Source organism: Streptomyces altiplanensis (assembly GCF_053591575.1).
Genome location: NZ_JBSFUB010000016.1, coordinates 1 through 21,709 on the forward strand (window position 1 = coordinate 1; position 21,709 = coordinate 21,709).

Sequence of the window (21,709 nt, forward strand, 5' to 3'; positions counted from 1 at the left end):
GCCGCAGCAGACCGTCGACGTCGTTGTCGTCGAGGTCGCGCAGCTTGCGGGCGGTCGCCCGAGCGGTACCAACGTCCCTTGCGGCCGCCGCTGCCGGCGGACCGCATGACGAAGCCGAGCAACCAGATCACCAGAACGATGACGGCAATCCACCACAGGGCCTTCAGGGCGAATCCGGCGCCGAAGAGAATCAGCGCGAGAAGCAGGACGAGTAGCAGGGGAACCATGATTATCAACCTCCGAGCACTCGTATGCCCTGCCGGCACCCGGCTATGCAGACGGCGATCCGCAGGCCGCGGCTGAGCAGTCGGCTCACCGCGAGGTGCCCTCCGCGGAACCGGGGTGGTCACCCGGCCCCTGGGGGCGGCCGGCGAGAGGGGTCGGGGAGAGGACGGTGCTCTCCTCGCCGGGTTCCAGGAGGGTGTCCGCCGGGCCGACGATCAGCGGGTCGGGCTCACCGACCGCCTTGTCGTCCTTGTTCGTGTAGTCGAATCGCGACAGCAGGCTGCGCATCGCCTCCAGCCGTCCGCGCTTCTTGTCGTTGTTCTTCACGACGGTCCACGGCGCGTGAACCGTGTCGGTGGCCCGGAACATGTCGACCTTCGCCGCCGTGTAGGCGTCCCACAGATCCAGCGAAGCCAGATCGGTCGGCGAGAGTTTCCACTGCCTCACCGGGTCCACCTGCCGGATGGCGAACCGGGTGCGCTGCTCGTTGCGGGAGACGGAGAACCAGAATTTCACCAGCAGGATTCCGTCCTCGGTGAGCATCCGCTCGAACATCGGGGCCTGCTGGAGGAAGTGCCGGCACTCGGCCGGAGTGCAGAAGCCCATGACGCGCTCGACCCCCGCCCGGTTGTACCAGGAGCGGTCAAAGAAGACGATTTCCCCCGCGGACGGGAGATGGGCGACGTACCGCTGGAAATACCACTGGCCCGCCTCGTGTTCGGTGGGCTTGTCCAGAGCCACCACGCGGGCGCCCCGGGGATTGAGCCGCTCGGTGAAGCGCTGGATGGTGCCGCCCTTTCCCGCCGCGTCACGCCCCTCGCAGATCACCACGATCCGCTGCCCCGTGTCCTTCACCCACCGCTGCAGTTTGAGCAGTTCGATCTGGAGCAACCGCTTGCTCTGCTCGTACTCCTGGCGTCGGACCTTGTGGTCGTACGGGTGGTTCTCCCGCCACGTCTGCAGCGGCCGGCCGTCGTCATCGAGCAGGACGGGCCGCTCGGGGTGGCGGTTGTCGACCGTCAGCCCTTCGAGAAGGGCCTCGTCGTCGGCGTCGGTCATGCTGTCGCTCGGCCGCCGGCGTACCAGGTGAGGCCGCCGGCCACGGCCACCGGTCCGAGAGCCGCGTCGGAGCGGACAAGACCGGGACGGGGGGCCGCGGCGGATGAGCTCCCGTAATTCGTCACCACGTTCTCCTGTCGAGCCGTAGGTGTGTTCCTTCGGGATGTTTTTCTGGAAGCCATGTGCCCACGCCTCGTCCGTCTACGCACCGGAGAAACGGGGCTTTGAAGTCCGGTGCTGTTCCGAGGGGAATCCCGAAGCGCACGGTGTCGGCACCAGGGCCGTGCTCACCCGTCGTACGGGCGACGAGCACCTCCCCGGACGCGGGCGAGCCCGTCGAGCGGGGCCCGGCGCCCGAGGCGCTGACCAGGCCGCGGCGCCCGGCACCGTCTCCCTCACGGAGACCTCGGCGCGCCTCACCGCGGGGGCACGGCCGTAGCCGGGCGGCACGAGGGGGCCGGGGACCGGGCCGTACGGCGTCCCGCCGTACGGAGCAGCGTACGTACCCGTGTGTGCGACGCCGTCGCGTGGTCGCTTGCCGGAGGCTGTGGTAGGAGGTGGCCTGGCCTCTCCCGGCACTCAGTCGCCGAGCTGCCCAGCCCCAGGAGGTCCGGATGCGCTCCTCAGCCACCCTCACCGCAGTCGCTCTGCTCACCCTCGCGAGTGCGGCCGTGCCCGCCAGGGCCGCCGTGGACGTCCCCGACGAGCCGAAACCGTCCCACGGCCTGTTCCTCACCGTTTCGGGCGCGGAGAACACCTGGATCCGGGGCGTACTGCTGAAGTGTCCTCCCGGCTTCCCGGGGCCGCACCCGGACGCCGCCGGCGCGTGCGCGGCGCTCGACAAGGCGGACGGCGATCTCGACCGGCTGCCCGGGAACCCGCGTGCGTGCACCAAGCAGTACGAGCCGGTGACCGTGAGCGCCAAGGGCAGCTGGCGCGGGCGTTCGGCGGCGTGGCAGAAGACCTATCCGAACGCGTGCGTGCTCGATGCCGCGACCGGGCCGGTCTTCCGCTTCTGAGCGCTCCGGACCCGCGCTCCGCGCTCGGGGCCACTCCAGGGCGCTTCGCGCAGTGACGTTTCCGCAGCTGCTCGCGGGCTGCTCACCGGCTGCGCGACGTGGCGGCCAGTCCGGCCGTGACCAGACCGAGCACGATCCAGCCGAACCACAGCCAGCCGTTGCTCCCGAGTGCCACCGTGTACGCCGAGATCACGACCAGCGTCCCTACGGTGAGCACCCCCATCGACTTCACAGAACCGGGCATGCGCACCCCCTTCTTCTGATGGAGGGCCATCGTCGCCCCTGAAGGGCTCCCGCGCTACCGTGCCGACGTTACCGGCGACCTAGCGGCCGCGCGCCTGGAGCGAGGCGAGGTAGGCGTTGTACGCCTCCAGCTCCTTGTCCCCGTCGCGGTCCGCCGCCCGGTCCGCGCGCCGCGCGACCCGCTGCTCGGACCGGTACCACTGGAACACCAGCGCGATCAGCACCAGTACCGACGGGATCTCCGAGAACGCCCAGGCGATGCCGCCCGCCCAGTTCTGGTCGCTCAGCGCGTCGATGCCGAGCGACGCGGGCGGGTTCGCGTACGTACCGACCATCGGCTGGGACGCCATCATCAGCGCGATGCCGAAGAACGCGTGGAACGGCATCCCGGCGAAGAGCTCCAGCATCCGCATCACATAACCCGGGCGGTGCGGCCCCGGGTCGATGCCCATGATCGGCCAGAAGAAGACCAGGCCGACGGCGAGGAAGTGGACCATCATGCCCAGGTGGCCCGGCTTGCTCCCCATCAGGAAGTCGAAGACGGGTGTGAAGTAGAGCGCGTACAGGGACGCGATGAACAGCGGGATCGTGAACGCCGGATGGGTGACGATCTTCATGTAGCGGCTGTGCAGCAGCATCAGCAGCACCTCGCGCGGCCCCTTGCGGTTCCCGCGCCCCGCCACCGGCAGCGCCCGCAGCGCCAGCGTCACCGGCGCGCCGAGCAGCAGCAGGATCGGCGAGAGCATGCTGATCACCATGTGCTGGACCATGTGCACGCTGAACATGACCATGCCGTAGTCGTTGAGCTTGGTGCACATCACCAGCGCCACGCTCAGCACGCCGATGACGAAGAAGACCGTCCGGCCGGCCGGCCAGCCGTCGCCGCGCCGGCGCAGCCGCACCACGCCCCACCCGTACAGGGCGAGCGCCAGCACGCACCCCACCAGGAAGAAGAGGTCGGGGGAGAACTCCAGCCCCCGTCCCAGCGTGAACGGCGGCAGATCCATGTCCATGCCGCTGCCGTGCCCGCTGTGATCCATCTGCGTACTCCCGTGGGGATGCCCATTCGTGCCGGTTGTCCGCTACAGACTAGAACTGCCCCCGGCCGCGTCCGCGGCCGGGGGCAGTCACTCAGACAACCGTCAGGAACGTCACAGCACGCACTCGGCCTCGGCGTACCGCTCGCTGGGCACCGTCTTGAGGGTCTCCACGGCCTCGGCCAGCGGAACCATCACGATGTCCGTGCCGCGCAGCGCCGTCATCATGCCGAATTCGCCGCGGTGCGCCGCCTCCACCGCGTGCCAGCCGAAGCGGGTCGCGAGGACACGGTCGTACGCCGTCGGGGTGCCGCCGCGCTGGACGTGGCCGAGGATGACCGGACGCGCCTCCTTGCCGAGGCGCTCCTCCAGCTCGACGGACAGCTGCCGGGCGACGCCCGCGAAGCGCTCGTGGCCGTACATGTCCTTGCCCCCGATGTCGAACTCCATGGAGCCCTCGCGCGGCTTGGCGCCCTCGGCGACCACGACGATCGCGAAGCGCTTGCCGGCCGAGAAGCGCTTGCCGACCAGCTCGGTCAGCTCACCGATGTCGAAGGGGCGCTCGGGCACGACGATGGCGTGCGCGCCGGCCGCCATGCCGGAGTGGAGCGCGATCCAGCCGGTGTGCCGCCCCATGACCTCGACGATCAGCACCCGCTGGTGCGACTCGGCGGTGGTCTTGAGCCGGTCGAGCGCCTCGGTCGCGACCCCGACGGCCGTGTCGAAGCCGAAGGTGACGTCGGTCGACGCGATGTCGTTGTCGATGGTCTTCGGTACGCCGACGATCGGCAGCCCCGCCTCGGACAGCAGGTTCGCCGCCTTCAGCGTGCCTTCGCCGCCGATCGGGATGATCGCGTCGAGCCCGAGGTCCGCGACATGGCCGCGGGCCGTCTCGACGCCGCCGCGCAGATGCGCGGGCTGGACCCTGGAAGAGCCGAGAATCGTGCCGCCGCGAGCCAGGATGCCGCCTACCGCGTCGAGGTCGAGCTTGCGGTAGTCGCCTTCCAGGAGACCCTTCCAGCCGTCGTGGAAGCCGATGACCTCGTCGCCGTGGTCGACAACGGCGCGGTGCACGACGGAACGGATGACAGCGTTCAGGCCGGGGCAGTCGCCGCCGGAAGTGAGTACACCAATGCGCATGCCCGGAATACCTTTGCAACGTGGGCCGAGGACCGGACCACGTCGTCCGGCTGGATCCCCGTCACCCTACTCGCGCAGAGTGACGGGGCCGAACCCGGCGTCCGCCAGCTGGACACCCCAAAAGCGTACGAACCGCGACAGTCCGTCAGGCGGGCTGGGTCACCGACGCGATGCGCTCGGCGCGCAGCGCCTCGTACCACCGGTCGTCGGTGGGCGGCAGCGCGTTGACGTCGAGGGCCAGCTTCAGCAGCAGGTCCGCGATGAGCGGGTTGCGGGCGAGCACGGGGCCGTGCATGTACGTACCGAAGACGGTTCCGTTGTACGCGCCCTCCGTGCCGTCGCCGGTTCCGTTGCCCTTGCCGATCCGCGTCCGGGCGAACGGCCGCGCCGTCGGGCCCAGGTGCGTGATGCCCTGGTGGTTCTCGAACCCCGTCAGCGGCGGCAGGCCGAGACGCTCGTCGATGTCCCCGAGGACGTCGCCGACGCACCGCTCGCCCTCGCCGCGCGTGCTGACCACGTCGAGCAGCCCGAGGCCCTGCTCGCGCTCGCCGAGGTCGTTGATGAACTCGTGGCCGAGGATCTGGTACCCGGCGCAGACGGAGAAGACGATCGCGCCGTTGGACACGGCGCGCTCCAGGCCGCCGTCGCGGCGCAGCCGCTCGGCCGCGAGGCGCTGCGGACGGTCCTCACCGCCGCCGATCAGGTAGATGTCGCCCGACGTGGGGATCTGCTGGTCGCTGCGTACGTCCACGCGGTGGACGTCGAGGCCGCGCTGGCGGGCCCGGCGCTCCACGACGAGGGCGTTGCCCTGGTCGCCGTACGTGCTCAGCAGGTCCGGGTAGATCCACACCAGGCGCAGGCTGTTGTCGCTCATGCTTGCTCGTCCTTTTTTGGTGTACGCGGGCCTAGTTGCCGACGCGGCGGCGCAGGTCCTGGAACGCGGTGTAGTTGGCGATCGTCTCGATCAGCCCGGGCGGCGCGAGCTGCACGGCCTCGTCGAGCGTCTCGCAGACCCGGAACTCCAGGTTCGCGACCTCCAGGCGCACGGCGAGGTCCAGCTTGCGGTCACCGAGCACGAAGATCGGGTGGCCGGCGAGCCGGGTGTAGTCGACGTCCCACAGCCAGGAGGTGTCCGTGCCGTCCGCGCCGCGCGCGTTGACGGCCAGGATCACCGGCGTGGGCGGCGGGTTGATGAGGGAGAACGTTTCGAGCCAGCCCGCCGGGTTCTTCGCGAGCAGCAGCCGCAGCTCGCGCTCCTGGAACCGCACCACGTCGTACCGGCCGGCGACCGCCTGGACCTCGTACATCCGCTCCAGCGCCACCTGCGGCGGCACGCCGAACACGGCCGCGACCGCGGCGGAGGTGGCGGCGTTCGCCTTGTTGGCGCGGCCGGGCAGCTGGAGGTGGATCGGCCAGGCCGAGCCGTGCGGGTCCAGGACGTGGTCGCCGCTCAGCACCCAGCTCGGGGACGGGCGGCGGAAGCCGCACTCGCCGCAGAACCAGTCGTCGCCGGGGCGCTGCATCACACCGCCGCAGGACGGGCAGGACCAGGCGTCGTCCTTCCACTCCTGGCCCGCCGCCACCCACACCACGCTGGGGGAGGAGGAAGCGGCCCAGACGATCAGCGGGTCGTCGGCGTTCGCGATGACGACGGCCTTCGTGCCGGACAGGCCCTCGCGCCACTTCTCGGCGAGCATCCGCGTCTCCGCGGCCCGGTCGAGCTGGTCGCGGGAGAGGTTGAGCAGGGCGATCGCCTTCGGCGTCACGTCCCGTGCGACTCCGGCGAGGTACTTCTCGTCGACCTCGATCACGCCGTACTTCGCGTCCGAGCCGCCCGCCAGGGCGGAGGTGATGCCCGCCGGCATGTTGGCGCCGAGCGCGTTGGAGACGACCGGGCCGCTGGCCCGCAGCGCCTCGGCGATGAGCCGGGTCGTCGTCGTCTTGCCGTTCGTCGCGGAGACGAGCACGACGTCGAGATGCTGGGCGAGCCGCCCGAGCAGGTCGGGGTCGAGCTTGAGCGCCACCTTGCCGCCGATCACGGATCCGCTGCCGCGTCCCGCGGCGCGGGACACCGCCGCCGCGGCCTTGCCTGCCGTCACGGCCAGCTTGGCCCGCGGCGACAACGGCTCCGTGTTGCCTGCCATCGTCACTGATCCTCCTTGCATCCGGCGCCGCATCTGCCCCAGGTCCACCGGTCAACGTCGGGGCTCAGCCTATCGAGATCCAGTCGCGCCCCCGCACCCCGGCACCACCGGGGGCGCTGGAGCACCCGGTGGAACGTACGCTTGCCGCCATGCGACACCGCCCGATTCCCGGCAGTTCCGGGTTCGTACGACCCATGACACTGCTCGGTGACCCGGCGCTGCACGCGCCCTGCGAGGCGGTGACCGATTTCGGTCCCTCGCTGGTCCGGCTCGTCGAGGACATGTACGCGACGATGTACGCCGCCGAGGGAGTCGGCCTCGCGGCCAACCAGGTCGGCGTACCGCTGCGCGTCTTCGTCTACGACTGCCCGGACGACGAGGACGTCCGGCACGTGGGGCACATCGTCAACCCCCGACTGGTCGAGGCCGACGGCATCACCGTACGCGGTCCGGAGGGGTGTCTGTCCCTGCCGGGCATCGAGGCGGGCACCGAACGCTTCGACCGGGCGGTGGTGGAGGGCGTTTCGGTGACGGGCTCGCCGGTGCGTGTCGAAGGCACCGGCTTCTTCGCCCGCTGCCTCCAGCACGAGTGCGACCACCTGGACGGACTGGTCTATACGGACCGCCTCACCGGCTGGCGCCGGGGCAGGGCGCTGCGGGCGGCGCGGCGGACGCCGTGGGGGCGCGAGGCGTAGGACGGGGCCGGGACGGCCCGGGCCCCGCTCCTCGGGCGCCGGAGGAGCGGGGCGGGGAAAGGCTCCGCGCGGCGACTGGAAGCCGGGGCCGCTAGAAGCCGGGGCCGCCCGCGCGGTCGCTCGCGGCGGCCAGGCGGCCCCACAGCAGGTCCGCGAGGCTGGACACCAACCGCTCGCGCGAGCAGGGGCGTTCGCCCAGCCACCAGTCGCCCGCCGCGTGCATCATGCCGACGATGCCGTGCCCCCACACCCGGGCCAGCTGCGCGTTGTCGGGCCCGAGGTCCACGCGTTCGGCGATCACCGTGGCCAGTTCCTCGCCGAGCCTGCGCAGCAGCGGCGCCGAGTGGCGGCCGACGTCGAAGCCCTGCTCCGGCTGGTGCGCGTCCTCGGAGGGGTGCATCAGGAACCGGTAGACCTGCGGGCGGGCCTCTATCGCGGCGAGGTAGGTGTCGAGTGTCGCCTCGACCCGCTCACGCCGCTCGGCGGGCGCGTCGAGCGCCGCCCGCAGGGCCGCGAGCAGCGCGTCGGTGTGGCGTTTGGCCAGGGCGCGGTAGAGCCCGCCCTTGTCGCCGAAGTGCCGGTAGAGGATCGGTTTCGTGATCCCGGCCTCGGCGGCTATGGCGTTCATGGAAGCCTGCGGACCGTCCCGCAGTACCACGCGGTCCGCCGCCTCCAGCAGCTCCCGCCGTCGCTGTGCGGCAGCGGAGCGCTGCTGCCCGTCCTGCTGTGTGGTTTCCATGGTGTGTCTCCCCGCCCAAAACGATTCCGTGACGCCTGCGCAACGTAACACCATGGCCGTGGCCCGCGCCGGTCCGTACGACGGCAGTTGACACTGCCCACCGGGCGATAACAGACTCGCGTTACCGCAAGTAACGCAAGAAATGAACGCAGTGCTGGAGGGGACATGGCCGAGTTCACGCTCGAACTCAACGATGACCAGAAGCAGGTCCGCGACTGGATCCACGGGTTCGCCGCCGATGTGATGCGCCCGGCCGCCGCCGAATGGGACGAGCGCGAGGAGACGCCCTGGCCCGTCATCCAGGAAGCGGCCAAACTCGGCATCTACTCCCTCGATTTCTACGCACAGCAGTTCTTCGACCCGACGGGCCTGGGAATCCCGATGGCGATGGAGGAGCTCTTCTGGGGCGACGCGGGCATCGGCCTGTCCATAGCCGGCACGGGCCTGGCCGCCGTCGGCGTCCTCGCGAACGGCACCGAGGAGCAGATCGGCACCTGGATCCCGCAGATGTACGGCGACGCCTCCGACGTCAAGGTCGCCGCCTTCTGCTCCTCCGAGCCGGACGCGGGCTCCGACGTCTCCGCGATGCGCACGCGCGCCGTGTACGACGAGGCCAAGGACGAGTGGGTGCTGAACGGCACCAAGACGTGGGCGACCAACGGCGGCATCGCCAACGTCCATGTCGTCGTGGCGCTCGTGGACCCGGAACTCGGCTCCAAGGGCCACGCCTCCTTCATCGTGCCGCCCGCCACCGAAGGCCTCTCCCAGGGGCAGAAGTTCAAGAAGCACGGCATCCGCGCCTCGCACACCGCCGAGGTCGTACTGGAGAACGTGCGGGTGCCCGGCCACTGCCTGCTCGGCGGCAAGGAGAAGCTCGACGAGCGCCTCGCCCGGGCCCGCGAGCGCGCCAGGAAGGGCGGCGAGCGGGGGAAGAACGCGGCGATGGCCACCTTCGAGGCGTCGCGCCCGGCCGTCGGCGCCATGGCGGTGGGCACCGCCCGCGCCGCGTACGAGGTCGCGCTCGACTACGCGAAGACGCGGGAGCAGTTCGGCCGCCCGATCATCGACAACCAGGGCGTCGCCTTCCAGCTCGCCGACATGCGCACCCAGATCGACGCGGCGCGGCTGCTGGTGTGGCGCGCTTCCTGGATGGCGGCCACGGGCAAGCCGTTCACCGCCGCCGAGGGCTCGATGTCGAAGCTGTACGCCAGTGAGACGGCCAAGAAGGTCACGGCGCAGGCCGTGCAGATCCTCGGCGGCAACGGCTTCACGCGGGAGTACCCGGTGGAGCGCATGCACCGCGACAGCGCGATCTACACGATCTTCGAGGGCACGAGCGAGATCCAGCGCCTCGTGATCGCCCGCACCCTGTCGGGCATGCCGATCCGCTGACGCCCGGCGGAGCCCGCGGGGGTGCGTACGCGAAGGCGCCGGAACCGCCGGGGGGCGGGGCCGGCGCCTTCGTGCGTGCCGCGTCAGGCCGAGAGCTGCGCCTCGATGGCCGCGACGACCTCGGTGGCCTCCGGCTCGGTACGCGGACGGAACCGCCCGACGACCTCGCCCTTGCCGCTGACCAGGAACTTCTCGAAGTTCCACTGGACGTCCCCGGCCTCGCCGTCCGCGTCCTTCACCTGGGTCAGCTCGTCGTACAGCGGGTGCCGGTGATCACCGTTGACCTCGATCTTCTCCAGCAGCGGGAACGTCACGCCGTAGCTCGCCGAGCAGAACGTCCCGATCTCCTCCGCGCTGCCCGGCTCCTGTCCCGCGAACTGGTTGCACGGCACACCGATCACCGTGAAGCCCCGGTCCGCGTACGTCTGCTGGAGCCGCTCCAGACCGGCGTACTGCGGCGTCAGCCCGCACTTGGACGCCACGTTCACCACCAGCACCACCTTGCCCTTGTGGGCCTCCAGCGTGGTCGGCTCGCCGGTCAGGGTGCGCAGAGGGATGTCGTACAGGCTCATCGGTGTCTCCTAGGGCTACGGGTGGCCGGGCGCTGCCGGCCGTCGGTCACTGGTCCGTACTGTTCCAGAGACCGGAGGCGGCGTGCCGCGCGGGCACGCGGACCCATGGATCCGCGAGCTCCCGCGGCACGCCGCCGGCCTCCCGGAACAGCCCCGTGAACGCGCGTTCCGCCGGGGACGGCAGCCGGTCGGGACGAGGAAGGGAACCATTACGCCGGCCGCACCGTCACCGGCTGTACGGCATCCCGCCCGTCCCGGGCCGCATGCTGCTCCCCCAAGCGCCGGCCTCACGAGGAGCAGCAGGGCGGTCAGGCGGCCGGCAGCAGGCGGAACAGTCCCTCCTGCACCACCGACACCAGCAGGTTGCCGTCCCGGTCGTAGATCCGGCCGCGCGCCAGCCCCCGCGCTCCCGTCGCGACGGGGGACTCCTGGTCGTACAGGAACCACTCGTCGGCCCGGAACGGCCGGTGGAACCACATCGCGTGGTCCAGCGACGCGATGTCGAAGTTGCGCGGCCCCCACAGCGGCTCCACCGGGATGCGGACCGCGTCGAGCAGCGTCATGTCGGACGCGTACGCCAGCGCGCACGTGTGCACGAGCTGGTCGTCGCCCAGCGGCCCGACCGCGCGCATCCACACCGCGCTGCGCGGGTCCGCCTCCTTGGTCTCCTCGGCGGTCCAGCGCAGCCGGTCGACGTAACGGATGTCGAAGGGCATCCGGCGGGCCATCCGGTCCAGCGCCTCGGGCAGTTCCCCCAGGTGCTCGCGGATCTCGTCCGCCACCGGCGGCAGCGAGTCCGGGTCCGGGAAGTCCAGGCGCGGCGGCAGCTGGTGCTCGAACGCGGCCTCCTCCGGCCGGTGGAAGGAGGCGGTCAGGTTGAAGATCGTCCGGCCCTCCTGGACGGCCGTGACCCGCCGGGTGGTGAAGGAACGCCCGTCCCTCACCCGCTCCACCTGGTAGACGATCGGCACACCGGGGCGGCCGGGCCGCAGGAAGTACGCGTGCAGGGAGTGCACGGGCCGGTCGCCCTCGGTCGTACGGCCGGCCGCGACCAGGGCCTGACCGGCGACCTGCCCCCCGAAGACCCGTTGCAGGGACTCCTGGGGGCTGCGGCCCCGGAAGATGTTGACCTCGATCCGCTCCAGGTCGAGCAGGTCGACGAGGCGTTCGGCGGGGTTGGTCGTCACGGGGGTTCTTCTCCTTGGTTGTGCGGCCGGGCTGGGCAGCCGGCTTCTACAGCTGGCCGACCGAGGTGACGCGGACCACGGCCCGCCCCTCCTCGTCGGAGGCGGCGAGATCGACCTCCGCGCTGATGCCCCAGTCGTGGTCGCCGTTCGGGTCGGCGAAGGTCTGGCGGACGCGCCACAGGCCGTGCTCGGCGTCCTCCTCGATCATCAGCAGCTTGGGTCCGCGGGCGTCGGGCCCGGTGCCCAGGTCCTCGTACTCGTCCCAGTACGCGTCCATGGCCTCGCCCCACTTGTCCTCGTCCCAGCCGGACTCGCCGTCCATCTCGCCCAGCTCCCGGACGTTGTCCAGGGCGGCGAGCTCGACGCGGCGGAACATGGCGTTGCGCACGAGGACCCGGAAGGCGCGCGCGTTCGCCGTGACCGGCTTGACCTGGTCGGCGCGCTCCTGGGCCTGCTCGGCCGTCTCCACCTCGGGGTTGGCGAGCTGCTCCCACTCGTCGAGGAGGCTGGAGTCGACCTGGCGCACCAGCTCGCCGAGCCAGGCGATCAGGTCCTCCAGGTCCTCGGACTTGATGTCGTCCGGGATGGTGTGCTCCAGCGCCTTGTACGCGCCCGCCAGGTAGCGCAGCACGATGCCCTCGGTGCGGGCCAGCTCGTAGTGCGAGGTGAACTCCGAGAAGGTCATGGCCCGCTCGTACATGTCGCGGACCACGGACTTCGGGGACACCGGGTGGTCGCCGACCCACGGGTGGCTCTTGCGGTAGACGTTGTACCCGTGCCAGAGCAGCTCCTCCAGCGGCTTCGGGTACGTGATCTCCTGGAGCCGCTCCATGCGCTCCTCGTACTCGACGCGGTCCGCCTTCATCTGGCCGACCGCCTCGCCGCGCGCCTTGTTCTGCTGGGCGGCGAGGATCTGGCGCGGGTCGTCCAGCGTCGACTCGACCACGGAGACCATGTCCAGGGCGTACGAGGGGGACTCCGGGTCCAGCAGCTCGTACGCGGCCAGCGCGAACGTGGACAGCGGCTGGTTGAGCGCGAAGTCCTGCTGGAGATCGACGGTCAGCCGTACGGTACGGCCGTCGGGCTCCGGGGTGTCCAGCATCTCCACCACGCCGCCGTCGAGCAGCGAGCGGAAGATGGCGATGGCCCGGCGGATGTGCCGCAGCTGCGCCTTGCGCGGCTCGTGGTTGTCCTCCAGGAGGTGGCGCATGGCCGCGAAGGGGTTGCCGGGGCGGGCGATGACCGAGAGCAGCATGGTGTGCGTGACGCGGAAGCGGCTGGTCAGCGGCTCGGGGTCGGACGTGATGAGCTTGTCGAAGGTCGACTCGGACCAGGCGACGAAGCCCTCGGGGGCCTTCTTGCGGACCACCTTGCGGCGCTTCTTCGGGTCGTCGCCCGCCTTGGCGAGCGCCTTCTCGTTCTCGACGACGTGCTCGGGCGCCTGCGCGACGACCAGGCCCGCCGTGTCGAAACCGGCCCGGCCGGCGCGGCCCGCGATCTGGTGGAACTCGCGGGCGCGGAGCGTGCGGACGCGCGTGCCGTCGTACTTCGTGAGCGCGGTGAACAGCACCGTGCGGATGGGGACGTTGACGCCGACGCCCAGGGTGTCCGTACCGCAGATGACCTTCAGCAGGCCCGCCTGCGCGAGCTTCTCGACGAGCCTGCGGTACTTGGGCAGCATGCCCGCGTGGTGCACGCCGATCCCGTGCCGCACGTACCGGGAGAGGTTCTTGCCGAACTTGGTGGTGAAGCGGAAGTTGCCGATCAGCTCGGCGATCTGGTCCTTCTCCTCGCGCGAGCACATGTTGATGCTCATCAGCGACTGCGCCCGCTCGACGGCCGCCGCCTGCGTGAAGTGCACGATGTAGACGGGAGCCTGCTTGGTCTCCAGCAGCTCGGTCAGCGTCTCGGTGATGGGGGTCAGACGGTACTCGTAGGAGAGAGGGACCGGACGGGTCGCGGAGCGCACCACGGAGGTCGGGCGGCCGGTGCGGCGGGTCAGGTCCTTCTCGAACATCGAGACGTCGCCGAGCGTCGCCGACATGAGGACGAACTGGGCCTGCGGCAGTTCCAGGAGCGGGATCTGCCAGGCCCAGCCGCGGTCCGGCTCGGCGTAGAAGTGGAACTCGTCCATCACGACCTGGCCGATGTCGGCGTGCTTGCCGTCGCGCAGCGCGATGGAGGCCAGCACCTCCGCCGTGCAGGCGATGACCGGGGCGTCGGCGTTGACGGACGCGTCGCCCGTCAGCATGCCGACGTTCTCGGTGCCGAAGAGCTTGCACAGGTCGAAGAACTTCTCCGAGACCAGCGCCTTGATCGGCGCGGTGTAGAAGGTGACCTTGTCCTGGGCCAGGGCGGCGAAGTGGGCACCCGCCGCGACCAGGCTCTTTCCGGACCCGGTGGGTGTGGACAAGATCACATTCGCACCGGAGACCACCTCGATCAGCGCCTCCTCCTGGGCGGGGTAGAGGCTGATGCCCCGGCCCTCGGCCCATGAGGAGAAAGCCTCGAAGAGGGCATCGGGGTCGTCGGTCGGGGGCAGCTGATCGATAAGGGTCACGCCCCCCATCTTGCCTGGCTTCCCCCCTCGAGAGGGAACCGGACGGCCCTACGAAGATCGCGAGCGATACGCTGCCGTGTCAACGGGGCACACCACAAGAGCAAATGGGGCGGGAACGACCATGATGGGACCGGCGCACTCCCTGTCAGGAGCAGCGGCCTGGCTGGGGGTGGGGGCGGCTGCGGCCGCGGCCGGACATCCGATGCCCTGGCCCGTACTCGCCGTCGGAGCGCTGATCTGCGCGGGCGCGGCCCTCGCCCCCGACCTCGACCACAAGTCCGCGACCATCTCGCGCGCCTTCGGGCCGGTGTCGAAGGGCCTGTGCGAGATCGTCGACAAACTGTCGTACGCCGTCTACAAGGCGACCAAGAAGCCCGGTGACCCGCGCAGGACCGGCGGCCACCGCACCCTCACCCACACCTGGCTGTGGGCGGTCATGACCGGCGGCGGCGCGTCGCTCCTGGCGTTCACCGGCGGCCGCTGGGCGGTCCTCGTGATTCTCTTCGTCCACCTGGTGCTGGCCGTGGAGGGCCTGCTGTGGCGGGCCGCCCGGATGTCCAGCGACGTCCTGGTGTGGCTGCTCGGCGCGACGAGCGCGTGGATGCTGGCGGACATACTCGACAAACCGGGCAACGGTGCCGACTGGCTGTTCACCGGTTCCGGCCAGGAGTACCTGTGGCTCGGCCTGCCGATCGTCCTGGGCGCGCTGGTGCACGACATCGGCGACGCGCTCACCGTCTCCGGCTGCCCGATCCTGTGGCCGATCCCGGTCGGCCGCAAGCGCTGGTACCCGATCGGCCCGCCCAAGGCGCTGCGGTTCCGCGCGGGCAGCTGGGTGGAGCTGAAGGTGCTGATGCCGGCGTTCATGCTGCTCGGGGGAGTGGGCGGCGCGGCGGCGCTCAACTTCATCTGACGGGTGCGCCGGGCGCGGCCGCCGGTGCCGCCGTACGGGCCGTACGCGGCACCAGCGCCAGCCCCGCCAGCGGCACCGCCGCCAGCACCAGCCACGGCAGCGCCCCGCCCGCCTCCAGCAGCGCCCCGGCCGGGGCGCTGCCCGCCAGCACCACCAGGCCCGACACGGACGACAGCGCACCGGTGAACAGGCCGAGGCTGCGGTCGCCGACGAGATCCGGCAGCCATGCCCGGGTCGCGGGGACGACCAGCATCTGCCCCAGCGTCAACAGCACCACGAAGGCCAGCGACGGCCACAGTCCGCCCGCCTCCAGCAGCGCCCCGGCCACCGCGAAGGACGCGGCGATCAGCAGCAGCCCGCCGAGCACGGAGCCCCGCCACGACAGCCGCTCCGCCGCCCACCGCGACAGCGGCACCTGCCCGGCGACCACCAGCACCGACGACAGCGCGAAGAGCCAGCCGAGCGCGGCCTGCGACCCCGTGGCGCGTTGCAGCTCGCCGGGCAGCGCGAGGTAGAGCTGGTTGTAGGCGAGCAGGTAGGTGCTGTAGGCGAGGCACAGGCCGAGGAAAGCGCGGTTGCGCAGCAGCAGCCGCACCCCGTCCCGCACCGGCACGTGCTCCCGGCCGTCCTGGCCGTGCTCCCCGGGCCCGGCCGGCGGGCGGCCCGGCAGCAGGCGCCAGTGCGCCGCCGTGACGACGGCGAAGACCGCGGCGCCCGTCAGGCACGCGGCCCGGAACCCGCCGTACAGCAGCAGCGCCCCCAGTACGGGACCGATCAGCGCACCCGCCTGTCCGCCCGCCGAGAACCGCGCCAGCATCCGGGTGCGGGGCAGTCCCGTCTCCTCCTCGTGCCGCACCGCCTGCCGGGCGATCTCCGTCTCCACCGCGGGCGAGAACAGCGCCGCGGCGAACCCCACCAGCAGGACCGCCCCGATCACCGACCACGTCGCGCCCGCGAACCCGAGCCACCCGAACCCGGCCACGCGCAGGGCACACCCCGCCAGGACCACCGGCCGGGCGCCGTACCGGTCGGTGAGCGCCCCGCCGACCACGAACAGCCCCTGCTGGCTGAAGGTGCGCAGCCCCAGTACGAGGCCCACCAGCCACCCCGCGAGCCCGAGCGTCCCGCTCAGGTGCTCGGCGAGATAGGGCAGGACGGCGAAGAACCCGACGTTGAAGGCGAACTGGCTGGAGATCAGCAACCGGGGCAGCGGGGGCAGCCGGGGCGGCCGGGACGGACCGGCGGCGCTCATCGCGCACCCCCGACGGACGGGACCGCGGCGAGCAGTTCGCGCGTGTACGGGTGCCCGGCCGTCCCGTACAGCAGGCGGGCGGGCCCCGTCTCCACCACCCGGCCGTGACGCATCACCGCGACCCGGTGCGCCACATGACGCACCAGGGCCAGATCGTGGCAGATGAAGAGGTACGCGAGGCCGAACCGTTCCTGGAGGTCCGTGAGGAGGTTGAGCACCCCGGCCCGTACCGACGGGTCCAGCGCCGACACCGGCTCGTCGAGCACCAGCAGCCGCGGCTCGCTCGCCAGCGCCCGCGCGATGCCGACGCGCTGGCACTGCCCGCCGGACAGTTCGTGCGGCCGGCGCCCGCCGGCCGCGGCGTCCAGACCGACCATCTCCAGGAGTTCGGCCACCCGCCGCGGACCGCCGTCCCGGTCCCACCGGCCCTGTACGCGCAAGGGCTCGGCCACCGCGTCGCGCACCCGCTGCCGGGGGCTCAGCGAACCGTACGGATCCTGGAACACCGGTTGCAGGGCGGGCCGCAGCGGCCGCAGCGCCCGCTCGTCCAGCGCGGTCAGCTCACGTCCGTCGAACCACACCTCGCCGCTGTCGGGGCGGCGCAGCCCGAGCACGGCCGCCGCCGTACTCGACTTGCCGGAACCCGATGCGCCGATCAGGGCGAGGGTCTCGCCCGCGGCCAGCTCGAAGGAGACGCCGTCGACGGCCGTGCGGCCCGGGTAGCGGACCACCAGGTCCCGTACCTCCAGCAGCGCGCTCATGCGGCGGCCTCCAGGGCGTGGTGGCAGGACACCAGATGCGCGTCGCCCACGGCTTCGGGGGCCTCGGCGCCGCAGCGGTCGTCCGCCAGCGGACAGCGGGGCGCGAAGGCGCACCCCGCAGGCACGTCGGCGGGCGTCGGCGGGGCGCCGCCGAGCGCCGGAAGTCTGCGGTCGGCCACCGGTTCGCCGGGCGGCAGCGAGGCGAGCAGCGCGGCGGTGTACGGGGCGCGCGGCTGCCCGAACACCCGGCCCACGGGCCCGGATTCGGTGTGCCGCCCGGCGTACATCACCAGCACGCGGTCGGCGTACCGGGCCACCACCCCCAGGTCGTGCGTGACCAGCATCAGCGCCGCGCCCGTCTCCGCGCGCCGCTCGGCGAGCACGTCGAGCACCTGCGCCTGCACGGTCGGGTCGAGCGCGGTGGTCGGCTCGTCCGCGACGACCAGGTCGGGGTCGTTGACGGTCGCCATCGCGATCACCGCGCGCTGGCGCATCCCGCCGGAGAACTCGTGCGGGTACGCCTTCGCCCGCCGCGCCGCGTCCGCGATCCCCACCCTGTCGAGCGCGGCGACGGCCCTGGCCCGCGCCTGCGCGCGCCCGCACCCCGACGACCGTACGGCGGCGGCGATCTGGTCCCCGACGGTGTGCACGGGCGACAGCACGGCCAGCGCGTCCTGCGGTACGTACGCCATGCGCCGCCCCCACAGCCCCGCGTACGCGCGGCGGTCCGCGCCGGCCAGCTCGCGGCCGTCGAACCGCACGCTGCCGGTGATCTCCGCCCCGTACGGCGCCATGCCGAGCACGGCCCGCGCGGTCAGCGACTTGCCGGCCCCCGACTCGCCGACCAGGCCCAGCACTTCGCCGCGCCGGATGTCGAAGGAGAGGGAGCGGACGGGGGTGACGGTCCGCGCCCCGTCCCGGACGCGGACGCGCAGATCTCGGACGGACAGAAGGGTCATGGGCGTTGGGCCTTCGGGGAGGTGAGTGACGACAGGGACACGGCGAGCCCCGCCAGCAGGGCGAGCGCCGTCGCAGGCGCGAGCGCGGCCCACGGGGCGCGCTCGACGTACATCCGCGACTCGTCGAGGAGCAGCCCCCACTCCGGCGCGGGCGGCTGTACGCCGAGTCCGAGGAAACCGAGCGAGGCGAGCGCCAGGGCGATCCCGGGCAGCCGGAGCACCGCGTGGCGGGCGACCGGTCCGGCGACGGCGGGCAGGACGTGCCGGGTCAGGATCCGGTACGGGGTGGAACCGATGGCGCGCTGCGCGGTGAGGAAGCCGGACGCGCGCACCTCCTGCACCAGGGCGGCGGCGTGCGCGGCGAGCGGTGGCCAGGAGACCAGTGCGACGGCCAGCGAGGCGCCCGCCGTGCCGGGGCCGAGCACGGCGGCGACGAGGATGCCGACGACGACGGGCGGCAGGGCGTTGGCGACATCGCTGGCACCGGCCGTGAAGTCCGGCAGGAACCCCAGGACCAGGGCGACGGCGTAGCTGATCGCGCACACGGCCAGCGCCACCCCCACCGTGGAGGCCGCCCCGTGCCCGAGCCGCGCCAGCACGTCCCGCCCGAGCCCGTCGGTGCCCAGCGGATGCGCCCCCGAGGGCGCGGCGAGCCGGGCGGCGGTGTCCACGGCGTACGGATCCCGCAGCAGCCCCCAGGCGACGACTCCCAGCAGCACCCCGCCCAGTACGACGGGCACGGCCCGCCGGAGCGGTCCCGCGGGCGCGGGCAGCGGAGCGGGCAACGCCAGCGAGGCGCCGCTCGCCCCCGCCGTCCGGCCGCGCGCAGGGCTCCGCCCCGCGCCACCCCCGCGTGCCGCGGCGGACCCGGCCGCACCGGGCACGGGGCTCTGCCCCGGGCCCCGGTCCGCAATCGCCGGACGGGCTTGTTGGTGCCCCGGTGTCCCGGGCGTCGGACGGGCTTGTCCGCGGCTCGGTGTCTCCCTCGCCGGGCGGGCCGGCTCTCCCGGTTCTTCCGCCCCGGGCCGGGAAAGCGAGCCCGTCCGGCGAGGGAGGGCTTCGGGAAGGGGCGGGACGGGGGAAGGCCCCGACGCGCCGGCCGCCACCGCCGAACCCCTCAGCGGCCCCGGCCTCGGGCCGAACAGCCGACGGCGTACGGCAAAGATCGCCAGCCGTGCCGCGCCCTTCACCCCCGTCGGCCCCGACCGCGCCGCAGAAACGTTTCGCAGCGCCGGTCCGAGCAGCCGGCGGCGTACGACGTGCGCCACCGCTCCCGCCACCAGCCCCAGCGCCAGCAGGGCCAGTACCGCGCCCTGGAGCAGCGGCAGGTCCTGGGACTTGGCCGCGCCCAGCGCCGTACGTCCGATGCCCGGCACCGCGAACACCGTCTCCACCGCGACCGCGCCACCCGTGAGCCCCACCGCGACCAGCCCGAACTGCGGCACCAGCGCGGGCATCGCACGACGCGTCGCCGCGCCCGCGATCCGCCACGGCGTGACGCCGGACGCCCGCCACAGCACCGCCCACCGCTCACCGAAGGCCGCGGGCAGCGCGTCGTCGACGAGCCGCCCGACGAGACCGCCCGCCGGTACGCCCATGGCCAGCGCGGGCAGCACCAGGTGCGCGGGGCCGGCCCAGCCGGACGTCGGCAGCCAGCCGCACCACACGCCCAGCACGATCAGCCCCACCGTCGCCAGCAGGAACTCCGGTACGGAGGCGAGCATCGCGCCCGGCGCACCGGCCGCATGCCCCCGCAGCGTGCCCCGCGCCCCGCGCACCACCGTCCGGGCGCACAGCGCGACGGCGACCAGTACGGCCACCACCAGCGACGCGCCCATCAGCAGCAGCGACACCCCGAGCCCGGACAGTACGGACGGCAGGACCTCCGCCCCCGAGACCCACGAGGTGCCGAGGTCGCCGCGCACCAGCCCGCCCGCCCAGTCGCCGAGCAGCGCGAACGGCCCGCCGCCGAGACCGAGGTCGTCACGGATCGAGTCCAACGCCTCGGCGGTGGGCTCCTGTTCGGCGGACCTGGCCCGCAGCACGGTGAGCGCCGGGTCCTTGCCGGACAGCCAGGGCAGCAGCCCGACCCCCGCCGTGACGGCGAGCAGGCCGGCGGCCCGCGTCAGCGCCGCCTTCACTTGATGTGGGTGTCGACGGTGACGAGTTCCCGCTCGCGCGGGTCCTTCGCCGAGCCGACGACGTGCGCGGCGTCACCCTGGACGACCCGCTCGTGCAGCATCGGGATCGCGGCGTCCGTGTTCAGCACGGCGGTCTCGGCCGCGAGGACGGCCGCGCGCCGCGCGTCGCCCGACGCCGTACCGGCCGCCTTGCGCAACGCCTTGTCCACGGTCGGGTCGCTCAGCTGCGCGATGTTGAAGGACCCGTCGCTCGCGAAGTCGCTGTAGAGGTACGCGGCCGGGTCGCCGGAGTCGAGGACGGTCGCCCGGGAGAGGACGAACGCGTCGAACTTGCCCGCCAGCGCGTCGGATTCGATGTTCGCGTACTCCCGCACCTCCAGCTTCACCTTGAACCCGGCCTTCTGGAGCTGCTGCTGGAGCGTCGCGGCGACCTCGGGCAGCTCGGCCCGGTCCGTGAACGTGCCGATGGTGACCGAAGCGCCGTCCGGCTTTCCGGGAGCGGTGGCCGAGGTCCGTCCCTTCCGCTCCTTCGACCACGGCAGGGCGGGTCCGAGCAGCCCCTCGGCGACATCGGCGCGGCCTTCGTAGACCCCGTCCACGAGCGCCCGCGCGTCGATGGCCCGGCGTGCGGCGGCCCGCAGGGAAGCGTCCTTGAAGGCGCCCTTGGACGTGTTGAGGTAGAGGGTGTTGGTGCGCGGCATCGGCACCTCGGTGATCTGCTTCTCGTCCAGCAGCGACGCCTGCGACACCGGTACGGCCTCGACGATGTCGGCCTCGCCGCTGCGCAGCGCGGCGGCGCGGGCGGTGCTGTCGGGCACGAACGTCACGTCGATGCCGGGGGCCTTGGCGGCGCCGCCCCAGTAGTGCTCGTTGCGGTCCAGCGTGGCGGAGCTGGTGCCGTTCACCTTGGTCAGGACGAACGCGCCCGTGCCGGCGCCCACCGGGTTCACCGCCTTGCCCCGGTACGCCTTCGCGGCGAGGACCGACAACTGCGGCGACGACATCCGCTCGGGCACCAGCGGGTCCGCCTCGGCGGTGGAGACGGTGACGGTGTCGCCCCGCGCCTCGACCGTGAGGCCGACCCCGTCCAGGATGCGCGGCTTGGGCGAAGCGGTGGCGGCCGCGGTGAGCGAGCGGGCCACGGCGGCGGCGGTCAGCGGTGTGCCGTCGTGGAAGCGCACGCCGTCCCTGACGGTGAATTCCCAGGTCAGATCGGACGTACGCCGCCACTTCTCGGCGAGTGCGGGACGCGCGTTGCCCTCCGCGTCGAGCGTCACCAGCGTTTCGGCGGTGCTCCAGCGGGACAGCTTGAAGGCGTCGTCGCTCAACGGTGAGAGGCCGGACCGGGGCGGCTGCATCATCGCCACCCTGATGCGCTTGTCCCCGGAGGCGGCGGCACCGGTGGCACCGGAGGCGAAACATCCGGTGAGCAACAGGGAGGACGCGACGGCTATGGCCGCGACGGGCAGGACCTTGGGCACAGGCACGGGGGACTCTTCCGGGGGGCATGGAGCAAACGGTTTGCGACCAGAACATAGCTCATGAAAATCATATTCAACAAATAGTCGTCCCTGCTCATACGCTCAGCAGTCCGGCCGTCGCCACCACGGGGGCGATGGCATATGCGAAGGGTGAGGCGACCTGTTCGCGGAGAGTTAACACGGTTGTAAA

The 21,709-nt window shown here is 72.2% G+C and carries 19 protein-coding genes and 1 pseudogene; 4 read left to right on the forward strand and 16 right to left on the reverse strand.

The window, feature by feature from the left end; all coding sequences use genetic code 11:
• Nucleotides 1-62: 62 nt before the first annotated feature.
• Together ACWD0Y_RS10640 and ppk2 are read right to left on the reverse strand one after the other, a co-directional pair.
• Nucleotides 63-227 (reverse strand): annotated as a pseudogene (locus ACWD0Y_RS10640) (DUF5670 family protein); the annotation flags it as partial.
• 85 nt (nucleotides 228-312) lie between these two features.
• Nucleotides 313-1,284, reverse strand: coding sequence for a polyphosphate kinase 2 (gene ppk2, locus ACWD0Y_RS10645; protein ID WP_450260003.1), 972 nt, complete (start codon nucleotides 1,282-1,284; stop codon nucleotides 313-315).
• A gap of 614 nt (nucleotides 1,285-1,898) precedes the next feature.
• Between ppk2 and ACWD0Y_RS10650 the strand changes: the two genes are divergently transcribed.
• The gene (locus ACWD0Y_RS10650) at nucleotides 1,899-2,303 is read left to right on the forward strand and encodes an SSI family serine proteinase inhibitor (RefSeq protein WP_450260004.1); all 405 of its coding nucleotides are present in this window, start codon (nucleotides 1,899-1,901) and stop codon (nucleotides 2,301-2,303) included.
• A gap of 82 nt (nucleotides 2,304-2,385) precedes the next feature.
• Here ACWD0Y_RS10650 and ACWD0Y_RS10655 read toward each other — a convergent pair whose 3' ends face one another.
• From ACWD0Y_RS10655 to ACWD0Y_RS10675, 5 genes are all read right to left on the reverse strand, one after another.
• On the reverse strand, nucleotides 2,386-2,547 hold the full coding sequence (locus ACWD0Y_RS10655) for a hypothetical protein (protein WP_450260005.1): 162 nt from the start codon (nucleotides 2,545-2,547) through the stop codon (nucleotides 2,386-2,388).
• Between the two features lie 79 nt (nucleotides 2,548-2,626).
• Nucleotides 2,627-3,586, reverse strand: coding sequence for a cytochrome c oxidase assembly protein (locus ACWD0Y_RS10660; protein WP_450260006.1), 960 nt, complete (start codon nucleotides 3,584-3,586; stop codon nucleotides 2,627-2,629).
• 111 nt (nucleotides 3,587-3,697) lie between these two features.
• Nucleotides 3,698-4,723 carry a 6-phosphofructokinase gene (locus tag ACWD0Y_RS10665; protein ID WP_093802049.1) on the reverse strand — a complete coding sequence of 342 codons (1,026 nt, stop codon included), beginning with the start codon at nucleotides 4,721-4,723 and terminating at the stop codon, nucleotides 3,698-3,700.
• 145 nt (nucleotides 4,724-4,868) lie between these two features.
• Nucleotides 4,869-5,597, reverse strand: a complete 729-nt coding sequence (locus ACWD0Y_RS10670; RefSeq protein ID WP_450260007.1) for a type 1 glutamine amidotransferase — start codon at nucleotides 5,595-5,597, stop codon at nucleotides 4,869-4,871.
• A gap of 31 nt (nucleotides 5,598-5,628) precedes the next feature.
• Entirely contained in the window at nucleotides 5,629-6,867 is a 1,239-nt protein-coding gene (locus tag ACWD0Y_RS10675; RefSeq protein ID WP_450260008.1) for a MurT ligase domain-containing protein, read from the reverse strand.
• A 149-nt stretch (nucleotides 6,868-7,016) separates the two neighbouring features.
• On the opposite strand from ACWD0Y_RS10675, the gene def reads away from it, so the two are divergent.
• Nucleotides 7,017-7,562: a peptide deformylase gene (gene def / locus ACWD0Y_RS10680; protein ID WP_450260009.1), complete on the forward strand. Its 546-nt coding sequence runs from the start codon at nucleotides 7,017-7,019 to the stop codon at nucleotides 7,560-7,562.
• 91 nt (nucleotides 7,563-7,653) lie between these two features.
• Here the strand turns inward: def and ACWD0Y_RS10685 are convergent, their stop codons facing one another.
• Nucleotides 7,654-8,301 (reverse strand): TetR family transcriptional regulator, encoded by a 648-nt coding sequence (locus ACWD0Y_RS10685; protein WP_450260010.1) that lies wholly within the window; start codon nucleotides 8,299-8,301, stop codon nucleotides 7,654-7,656.
• Between the two features lie 165 nt (nucleotides 8,302-8,466).
• On the opposite strand from ACWD0Y_RS10685, the gene ACWD0Y_RS10690 reads away from it, so the two are divergent.
• Nucleotides 8,467-9,693 (forward strand): acyl-CoA dehydrogenase family protein, encoded by a 1,227-nt coding sequence (locus ACWD0Y_RS10690; protein WP_450260011.1) that lies wholly within the window; start codon nucleotides 8,467-8,469, stop codon nucleotides 9,691-9,693.
• Between the two features lie 83 nt (nucleotides 9,694-9,776).
• Here ACWD0Y_RS10690 and ACWD0Y_RS10695 read toward each other — a convergent pair whose 3' ends face one another.
• The 3 genes from ACWD0Y_RS10695 to ACWD0Y_RS10705 form a co-directional block, all read right to left on the reverse strand.
• The gene (locus ACWD0Y_RS10695; RefSeq protein ID WP_450260012.1) at nucleotides 9,777-10,265 is read right to left on the reverse strand and encodes a glutathione peroxidase; all 489 of its coding nucleotides are present in this window, start codon (nucleotides 10,263-10,265) and stop codon (nucleotides 9,777-9,779) included.
• Between the two features lie 308 nt (nucleotides 10,266-10,573).
• The gene (locus ACWD0Y_RS10700; RefSeq protein WP_450260013.1) at nucleotides 10,574-11,452 is read right to left on the reverse strand and encodes an acyl-CoA thioesterase; all 879 of its coding nucleotides are present in this window, start codon (nucleotides 11,450-11,452) and stop codon (nucleotides 10,574-10,576) included.
• 46 nt (nucleotides 11,453-11,498) lie between these two features.
• Entirely contained in the window at nucleotides 11,499-14,012 is a 2,514-nt protein-coding gene (locus ACWD0Y_RS10705) for a DEAD/DEAH box helicase (protein WP_450260014.1), read from the reverse strand.
• A gap of 121 nt (nucleotides 14,013-14,133) precedes the next feature.
• Between ACWD0Y_RS10705 and ACWD0Y_RS10710 the strand changes: the two genes are divergently transcribed.
• Nucleotides 14,134-14,925 (forward strand): metal-dependent hydrolase, encoded by a 792-nt coding sequence (locus ACWD0Y_RS10710; protein ID WP_450260015.1) that lies wholly within the window; start codon nucleotides 14,134-14,136, stop codon nucleotides 14,923-14,925.
• Here the strand turns inward: ACWD0Y_RS10710 and ACWD0Y_RS10715 are convergent.
• From ACWD0Y_RS10715 to ACWD0Y_RS10735, 5 genes are read right to left on the reverse strand one after another with little or no spacing between them, the layout of a single operon-like run.
• A complete protein-coding gene (locus tag ACWD0Y_RS10715; RefSeq protein ID WP_450260016.1) occupies nucleotides 14,918-16,177 on the reverse strand; it encodes an MDR family MFS transporter in 1,260 nt (419 codons plus the stop codon). The genes ACWD0Y_RS10710 and ACWD0Y_RS10715 overlap by 8 nt on opposite strands.
• The gene (locus ACWD0Y_RS10720; RefSeq protein ID WP_450260017.1) at nucleotides 16,174-16,938 is read right to left on the reverse strand and encodes an ATP-binding cassette domain-containing protein; all 765 of its coding nucleotides are present in this window, start codon (nucleotides 16,936-16,938) and stop codon (nucleotides 16,174-16,176) included. Before ACWD0Y_RS10720 ends, ACWD0Y_RS10715 begins: the two co-directional genes overlap by 4 nt.
• Nucleotides 16,935-17,897, reverse strand: coding sequence for an ABC transporter ATP-binding protein (locus ACWD0Y_RS10725; RefSeq protein ID WP_450260018.1), 963 nt, complete (start codon nucleotides 17,895-17,897; stop codon nucleotides 16,935-16,937). The genes ACWD0Y_RS10720 and ACWD0Y_RS10725 overlap by 4 nt, the downstream gene beginning before the upstream one ends.
• Nucleotides 17,894-20,038, reverse strand: a complete 2,145-nt coding sequence (locus tag ACWD0Y_RS10730; protein WP_450260019.1) for an ABC transporter permease subunit — start codon at nucleotides 20,036-20,038, stop codon at nucleotides 17,894-17,896. Before ACWD0Y_RS10730 ends, ACWD0Y_RS10725 begins: the two co-directional genes overlap by 4 nt.
• Nucleotides 20,035-21,525 (reverse strand): ABC transporter substrate-binding protein, encoded by a 1,491-nt coding sequence (locus ACWD0Y_RS10735; RefSeq protein ID WP_450260020.1) that lies wholly within the window; start codon nucleotides 21,523-21,525, stop codon nucleotides 20,035-20,037. Before ACWD0Y_RS10735 ends, ACWD0Y_RS10730 begins: the two co-directional genes overlap by 4 nt.
• Nucleotides 21,526-21,709: the final 184 nt, after the last annotated feature.